The organism is Desulfohalovibrio reitneri (genome assembly GCF_000711295.1).
In the GTDB taxonomy this organism is placed as follows: domain Bacteria; phylum Desulfobacterota; class Desulfovibrionia; order Desulfovibrionales; family Desulfovibrionaceae; genus Desulfohalovibrio; species Desulfohalovibrio reitneri.
On the sequence record NZ_JOMJ01000005.1, the window covers coordinates 1 to 5,582 of the forward strand.

Below are 5,582 nucleotides of genomic sequence, written 5' to 3' on the forward strand. Positions count from 1 at the left end.
CCGGCGTCCTCCACCCGCAGGCGCAGCCAAGCCCGCCTAGACGGATAGGCCGTGGGCAGCTTGTGCCCGGCCAGATTCTCCACCCGCACGTCCACCGCCAAACTTCGCCGTCCAGGGCCGTGCGCTCAAGCGCCACCCGTGCCGACTTCTCCCGCAGGTGCTCCCGCGTGCGCTCGGCCGTGACGCGCAGGTCCGCCGCCGGGCGACCACGCCCAACTCTCCGGCGTTCTCGCGCAGAATGTCCAGCATCAGGAAGTTGCCGCCCCGAAAACGTGGCGCGAGAACCCGTCCCGCTCCTTGCCCAGCACGGAGGTCAGTTCCGCTGGTTCCTCCAGGGCGGGCATGTGGCAGGACTGGCAGGACCGCTCTTCCGTGTAGTCGCTGTGCCGCCACTCCAGGTAGGGCATCTGCTCCGGCAGCCTGCCGATGACCTCGCCTCCCGGCCGCGCGTGTGGGTGTAGAGGGTGTGGCAGGAGCCGCACAGGGCGGAGTCCTGCACATGTTTGGACTGGTTCGGCTCCAGCAGAGCGGAGGAACGCATGACCCGCTTCCGCCCGCCGTCGATCTCAAAGGGCCCGAAGGCCTGGCGGTCCGCGCCCAGCCCGCTGGCCTCGTCCACCGTGAACCCGGCCACGAAACTCTGAGGCGTTCCCAGCCCCTCCGCCTCGATCTGGTGGCACATGGAACAGGAAACGCCGTCCGAGGCCAGCCTGGCCGCCGGAGTCATGGGATTGGCGCGGCCTGTCCGGCCGCCGCCATGCGCCGCAGGGCGGCCAGGTGGCTGAACACCCGGCCCATGGTCCCGCCCACCTTGGCCTGGTAGCGGGCCATGGGCATGTGGCAGGCGGAGCACTCGTCCTGAATCTCCGCCTCGGCCCGAGGGTGGTCCAGCACCTCGCGGCGGATGGAAGCCTGCCAATAGGGGTCCCGGGCGGAGTTGGCCATGATGGAGGAACGCCAGTCGTTGCCCATGGAGATGTCCAGGCCCGAAGGCGCGGTGAGTCCGTTGTGGCAGGCCAGGCAGCGCTCGTGGGTGACGAACAGGTTCCGGGCGGGGCGGCCCCGTTCCCGCGTCACCGCCGCCAGCGGCCACGGCCGTACCGGCCAACACCAGCAGGAGAACGAGCAGGAGTCGTATCGCGCGCATGCTCACCATCCCTCGAAGAAACCGCCGTCGAACCAGTCCCAGAGCAGATAGGCCATGTAGCGGTGGTCGCGTGTCTGGTAGTTGTTCAGGGGGTAGCGCACGCCCAGGCCCAGCCGCACGTGCTGGCGGCGGTTCAGGGGAATCTGCACCTGGGGCACCACGTCCCACTCCGTGGGCGTGTTCCGGCCGATCTCCTCCTGGCCCACGAACTCCACCATGGGGGTCACGGTGCGGCCGAAGCGGCCGAAGGTGAAAGTGCGGCCCACGGCAGTGCGCCAGAACCACTCGTCGTTGACGTCGCGGTCGGAGGGGTTGCCCATGACGTGGGCGTAGCCCACCTGGGCGTGGGTGAATACGTCCCACAGCGGCCATATCTGCCCCCAGGCCAAGTACGGCTCCAGCTTGGTCACGCCGCCGCCCAGGCCGTTCTTCTCCTCGCCCGTGGGGATGACCACCTCCAGCCCCGGGAGACGATGGAGCCGTACTCCAGGCTGGAGTAGGCCACCAGCTTGGCGCCCAGGGTGGCGTCGCCCACGCCGGACTCCCAGTCCTGGTCGTCCTGCTCCCGCCACTCGTAGGGCACGGCCGCCTCCAACTGGAAGCGCGGCCGATGCGCTTTTCATAAATGGCCTTGAGGCGGGTGCTCTGGCGCTTCTTGTCGTCCACCTCCAGCTCCACCACCAGCTCGTCCTCGGGGTAGGCCTTGGTGGTCACCAGCGGCCGGGGCAGGTTCAGCTCGCCACGCGGCCAATCGTCGTCGCCGCACAGGGAGTGGACGTGGCGCAGCGTCTTGTCGACCTGCTCGATGGTCATGGCGTCGCCGAAGGCGGGCATGAACTCGGAGAAACCCCGCCCGGGGCCGCCCTCGGCCACCACGAAATACCAGTCCTGGGTGGGCTCGCGGGAGGCGAAGTTGCACTCGGTGAAGTCCGGCGGCAGCACGTCGAAGCCGAACTCCTCCGGATCGGCGCCCGTGCCGCCGGGCCGTGGCAGGCGGCGCAGGCCTTCATGTACAGGGCCTCGGGGTCCGAGGGCAGATCGCTTCCAAGTCGCCCATCCTCCGCCCCGGCCAGGCCGGCGCCCAGAACAGCAGCGCGGCCGCCAGCAGCGGCGCGGCCAGCAGTCCCCAGGGCTTCTTGGCGATTCGCATATCTCCTTCCTTGCTCGCGGCCCTGTCCCGGCCAATCCGGCTTGCCTACCAAAAAGGTAGGTAAATACAGGCTCTTCCATTCACTTTAGACCACTCGCGCGGTATCAGGTCAAGTCGTGGACTGTTGACAACCGAACCCGCCCGCGCACAAGCGAGGCAGGAGGGTCTGGATGCAGCCCATTCGCACCGGCATATTCGACCTGTTCACCATCGGCCCAGGCCCTTCCAGCTCCCACACCATAGGCCCATGCGGGCGGGACACAGATTTCTCCAGGTCCTGCGCGGACTGGATGGCGACGCCCTGGCCCGGGCCACAGGGGTGACGGCCAGGCTGTTCGGCTCGCTCTCGGCCACGGGCAGGGGGCACGGCACGGACCGCGCCCTGGTGGCCGGCTGCTGGGCCATCGCCCGGAAGAGGTGGAGCAGGCCTTTCTAGAGGAGCTGGCCATGCCCCATCCACCGCGCCGAATACCCACTCCGTCCACGGAAACGGTCAGATCGGCCTCCTTCCAGGGGGATGCGGCGGGGTGTGGCTGGGGTGCATGGCCAGCTCCTCTAGAAGGCCTGCTCCACCTCTTCCGGGCGATGGCCCAGCAGCCCGGCCACCAGGGCGCGGTCCGTGCCGTGCCCCTGCCCGTGGCCGAGAGCGAGCCGAACAGCCTGGCCGTCACCCCTGTGGCCCGGGCCAGGGCGTCGCCATCCAGTCCGCGCAGGACCTGGAGAAATCTGTGTCCCGCCCGCATGGGGCCTATGGTGTGGGAGCTGGAAGGGCCTGGGCCGATGGTGAACAGGTCGAATATGCCGGTGCGAATGGGCTGCATCCAGACCCTCCTGCCTCGCTTGTGCGCGGGCGGGTTCGTTGTCAACAGTCCACGACTTGACCTGATACCGCGCGAGTGGTCTAAAGTGAATGGAAGAGCCTGTATTTACCTACCTTTTTGGTAGGCAAGCCGAATTGGCCGGGACAGGGCCGCGAGCAAGGAAGGAGATATGCGAATCGCCAAGAAGCCCTGGGGACTGCTGGCCGCGCCGCTGCTGGCGGCCGCGCTGCTGTTCTGGGCGGCCGGCCTGGCCGGGCGGAGGATGGGCGACTTGGAAGCGATCTGCCCTCGGACCCCGAGGCCCTGTACATGAAGGCCTGCGCCGCCTGCCACGGCCGGGCGGCACGGGCGCCGATCCGGAGGAGTTCGGCTTCGACGTGCTGCCGCCGGACTTCACCGAGTGCAACTTCGCCTCCCGCGAGCCCACCCAGGACTGGTATTTCGTGGTGGCCGAGGGCGGCCCGGCGCGGGGTTTCTCCGAGTTCATGCCCGCCTTCGGCGACGCCATGACCATCGAGCAGGTCGACAAGACGCTGCGCCACGTCCACTCCCTGTGCGGCGACGACGATTGGCCGCGTGGCGAGCTGAACCTGCCCCGGCCGCTGGTGACCACCAAGGCCTACCCCGGGACGAGCTGGTGGTGGAGCTGGAGGTGGACGACAAGAAGCGCCAGAGCACCCGCCTCAAGGCCATTTATGAAAAGCGCATCGGGCCGCGCTTCCAGTTGGAGGCGGCCGTGCCCTACGAGTGGCGGGAGCAGGACGACCAGGACTGGGAGTCCGGCGTGGGCGACGCCACCCTGGGCGCCAAGCTGGTGGCCTACTCCAGCCTGGAGTACGGCTCCATCGTCTCCCCGGGGCTGGAGGTGGTCATCCCCACGGGCGAGGAGAAGAACGGCCTGGGCGGCGGCGTGACCAAGCTGGAGCCGTACTTGGCCTGGGGCAGATATGGCCGCTGTGGGACGTATTCACCCACGCCCAGGTGGGCTACGCCCACGTCATGGGCAACCCTCCGACCGCGACGTCAACGACGAGTGGTTCTGGCGCACTGCCGTGGGCCGCACTTTCACCTTCGGCCGCTTCGGCCGCACCGTGACCCCCATGGTGGAGTTCGTGGGCCAGGAGGAGATCGGCCGGAACACGCCCACGGAGTGGGACGTGGTGCCCCAGGTGCAGATTCCCCTGAACCGCCGCCAGCACGTGCGGCTGGGCCTGGGCGTGCGCTACCCCCTGAACAACTACCAGACACGCGACCACCGCTACATGGCCTATCTGCTCTGGGACTGGTTCGACGGCGGTTTCTTCGAGGGATGGTGAGCATGCGCGCGATACGACTCCTGCTCGTTCTCCTGCTGGTGTTGGCCGGTACGGCCGTGGCCGCTGGCGGCGGTGACGCCGGGAACGGGCCGCCCCCCCCGGAACCTGTTCGTCACCCACGAGCGCTGCCTGGCCTGCCACAACGGACTCACCGCGCCTTCGGGCCTGGACATCTCCATGGGCAACGACTGGCGTTCCTCCATCATGGCCAACTCCGCCCGGGACCCTATTGGCAGGCTTCCATCCGCCGCGAGGTGCTGGACCACCCTCGGGCCGAGGCGGAGATTCAGGACGAGTGCTCCGCCTGCCACATGCCCATGGCCCGCTACCAGGCCAAGGTGGGCGGGACCATGGCCGGGTGTTCAGCCACCTGGCCGCCCTGCGGCGCATGGCGGCGGCCGGACAGGCCGCGCCCATCCCATGACTCCGGCGGCCAGGCTGGCCTCGGACGGCGTTTCCTGTTCCATGTGCCACCAGATCGAGGCGGAGGGGCTGGGAACGCCTCAGAGTTTCGTGGCCGGGTTCACGGTGGACGAGGCCAGCGGGCTGGGCGCGGACCGCCAGGCCTTCGGGCCCTTTGAGATCGACGGCGGGCGGAAGCGGGTCATGCGTTCCTCCGCTCTGCTGGAGCCGAACCAGTCCAAACATGTGCAGGACTCCGCCCTGTGCGGCTCCTGCCACACCCTCTACACCCACACGCGCGGGCGGGAGGCGAGGTCATCGGCAGGCTGCCGGAGCAGATGCCCTACCTGGAGTGGCGCACAGCGACTACACGGAAGAGCGGTCCTGCCAGTCCTGCCACATGCCCGCCCTGGAGGAACCAGCGGAACTGACCTCCGTGCTGGGCAAGGAGCGGGACGGGTTCTCGCGCCACGTTTTCCGGGGCGGCAACTTCCTGATGCTGGACATTCTGCGCGAGAACGCCGGAGAGTTGGGCGTGGTCGCCCCGGCGGCGACCTGCGCGTCACGGCCGAGCGCACGCGGGAGCACCTGCGGGAGAAGTCGGCACGGGTGGCGCTTGAGCGCACGGCCCTGGACGGGCGAAGTTTGGCGGTGGACGTGCGGGTGGAGAATCTGGCCGGGCACAAGCTGCCCACGGCCTATCCGTCTAGGCGGGCTTGGCTGCGCCTGCGGGTGGAGGACGCCGG

Annotated in this window: 9 protein-coding genes and 1 pseudogene; 4 read left to right on the forward strand and 6 right to left on the reverse strand. The window is 68.9% G+C overall.

Going from position 1 to position 5,582, the window contains the following annotated elements:
* Positions 1-248: 248 nt before the first annotated feature.
* The 4 genes from N911_RS18360 to N911_RS18550 all read right to left on the reverse strand — a co-directional run bounded on the left by N911_RS18360 (position 249) and on the right by N911_RS18550 (position 1,730).
* Positions 249-482 (reverse strand): hypothetical protein, encoded by a 234-nt coding sequence (locus tag N911_RS18360; RefSeq protein WP_138774462.1) that lies wholly within the window; start codon positions 480-482, stop codon positions 249-251.
* A gap of 241 nt (positions 483-723) precedes the next feature.
* The gene (locus N911_RS17810) at positions 724-1,077 is read right to left on the reverse strand and encodes a hypothetical protein (RefSeq protein ID WP_051694554.1); all 354 of its coding nucleotides are present in this window, start codon (positions 1,075-1,077) and stop codon (positions 724-726) included.
* Positions 1,078-1,149: 72 nt separating this feature from the next.
* On the reverse strand, positions 1,150-1,602 hold the full coding sequence (locus N911_RS0116325; protein WP_029899043.1) for a hypothetical protein: 453 nt from the start codon (positions 1,600-1,602) through the stop codon (positions 1,150-1,152).
* On the reverse strand, positions 1,554-1,730 hold the full coding sequence (locus N911_RS18550; protein WP_161781647.1) for a hypothetical protein: 177 nt from the start codon (positions 1,728-1,730) through the stop codon (positions 1,554-1,556). The genes N911_RS0116325 and N911_RS18550 overlap by 49 nt, the downstream gene beginning before the upstream one ends.
* Before the next feature lie 814 nt (positions 1,731-2,544).
* Between N911_RS18550 and N911_RS0116340 the strand changes: the two genes are divergently transcribed.
* Positions 2,545-2,733, forward strand: coding sequence for a serine dehydratase beta chain (locus N911_RS0116340; RefSeq protein WP_029899045.1), 189 nt, complete (start codon positions 2,545-2,547; stop codon positions 2,731-2,733).
* Positions 2,734-2,873: 140 nt separating this feature from the next.
* Here the strand turns inward: N911_RS0116340 and N911_RS18170 are convergent.
* A pseudogene (locus N911_RS18170) lies at positions 2,874-3,118 on the reverse strand (serine dehydratase beta chain); the annotation flags it as partial.
* A 169-nt stretch (positions 3,119-3,287) separates the two neighbouring features.
* On the opposite strand from N911_RS18170, the gene N911_RS18555 reads away from it, so the two are divergent.
* Entirely contained in the window at positions 3,288-3,431 is a 144-nt protein-coding gene (locus N911_RS18555; RefSeq protein WP_161781648.1) for a hypothetical protein, read from the forward strand.
* 506 nt (positions 3,432-3,937) lie between these two features.
* On the opposite strand, the gene N911_RS18940 is transcribed toward N911_RS18555, so the two are convergent.
* The gene (locus tag N911_RS18940; protein WP_237560003.1) at positions 3,938-4,114 is read right to left on the reverse strand and encodes a hypothetical protein; all 177 of its coding nucleotides are present in this window, start codon (positions 4,112-4,114) and stop codon (positions 3,938-3,940) included.
* A 56-nt stretch (positions 4,115-4,170) separates the two neighbouring features.
* On the opposite strand from N911_RS18940, the gene N911_RS18945 reads away from it, so the two are divergent.
* On the forward strand, positions 4,171-4,434 hold the full coding sequence (locus N911_RS18945; protein ID WP_029899047.1) for a hypothetical protein: 264 nt from the start codon (positions 4,171-4,173) through the stop codon (positions 4,432-4,434).
* Positions 4,435-4,854: 420 nt separating this feature from the next.
* On the forward strand, positions 4,855-5,582 hold a 728-nt coding region (locus N911_RS18950), incomplete at its 3' end, for a hypothetical protein (RefSeq protein WP_237560004.1).